This window comes from Vibrio sp. 10N.222.48.A3, assembly GCF_041475345.1.
GTDB lineage: Bacteria > Pseudomonadota > Gammaproteobacteria > Enterobacterales > Vibrionaceae > Vibrio > Vibrio tasmaniensis_A.
The window spans coordinates 1-1,243 of sequence record NZ_JBFRVX010001215.1 but is presented as its reverse complement, the minus strand read 5'-3'; the positions used below and the strand labels follow the sequence as shown (position 1 = coordinate 1,243).

The window sequence follows — 1,243 nt, the reverse complement described above, 5'->3', positions numbered from 1 at the left end:
GAAGTGATTGAGTGTCACGCAACCGGTACACCATTAGGTGACAAGGTTGAGTTAACCTCAATGGAGCGTTTCTTTGCTGACAAATTGAATGGTTCGAACCCGCCATTGATTGGCTCTGCTAAGTCCAACCTCGGTCACTTGCTGACTGCGGCGGGTATGCCAGGGATCATGAAAATGATCTTTGCGATGAAAGAAGGTGTGCTTCCGCCAAGTATTAACTTGGATAAGCCACTATCGTCGCCAGAAGGTTTATTTGGCTCACAGACTCTGCCAACGCAGGTTCAATCTTGGCCAAGTAAAGCGGGCAACTCAGAGCGCTGTGCGGGTGTTTCTGTCTTTGGTTTCGGTGGCTGTAACGCTCACTTACTGCTTGAAGCGTATTCAGACACCAGTCATGTAAACCCGACTCAAGAGTCAGCGTCTCCAAGCCTACAACCATCTAATTTAAGCATTACTGGTCTAGCGTCTCACTTTGGTTCTCTGCAGAGCATCAACGCGCTAAGCACTGCGATTGAGACCAACAACGATGCTTTCATTGCCTTGCCTAAGAAGCGCTGGAAAGGCTTAGACCAACATCCAGAACTACTGAATCAGTTTGGTTTACACGGTATTCCAAATGGCGCGTACATCGATCAATTCGATCTCGATTTCCTGCGCTTCAAAGTGCCGCCAAATGAAGATGACCGTTTGATCTCTCAGCAGTTGCTACTGATGAAAGTTGCAGACGAAGCCATCAAAGATGCCAAGCTTGTTGCAGGCCAAAAGGTTGCGGTTTTAGTTGCGATGGAAACAGAGCTTGAGATGCACCAATTCCGTGGACGCGTAAACCTGCATAGCCAATTGGCTGACAGCTTTGCCAACATGGGTATCGAACTAACTCAAGACGAATACCAAGCGCTAGAAACCATCGCGATGGACAGTGTGATGGACGCAGCCAAGCTGAACCAATACACCAGTTTCATCGGCAATATCATGGCTTCGCGTATCTCTTCATTGTGGGACTTTAATGGCCCTGCCTTTACGATTTCAGCTGCTGAACAGTCGGTTGCTCGTTGTATTGATGTTGCACAAAACTTGATGTCACAAGAATCGATGGATGCCGTTGTGATTGCAGCCGTCGACCTAAGCGGCAGTGCAGAACATGTGATTCTGAAGAACAGCGTAAGCCCAGTGACGCTAGCTCCAAAATTCGGACAGCTGCAAGATGGCAGTTGGAATGTCGGTGAAGGTGCAGGTGCGATTG

Annotated in this window: 1 protein-coding gene; it reads left to right on the top strand. The window is 48.4% G+C overall.

Features of this window, described 5'->3' with window-relative positions:
* On the top strand, positions 1-1,243 hold a 1,243-nt coding region (locus tag AB4653_RS25120), incomplete at both ends, for a beta-ketoacyl synthase N-terminal-like domain-containing protein (RefSeq protein WP_372105586.1).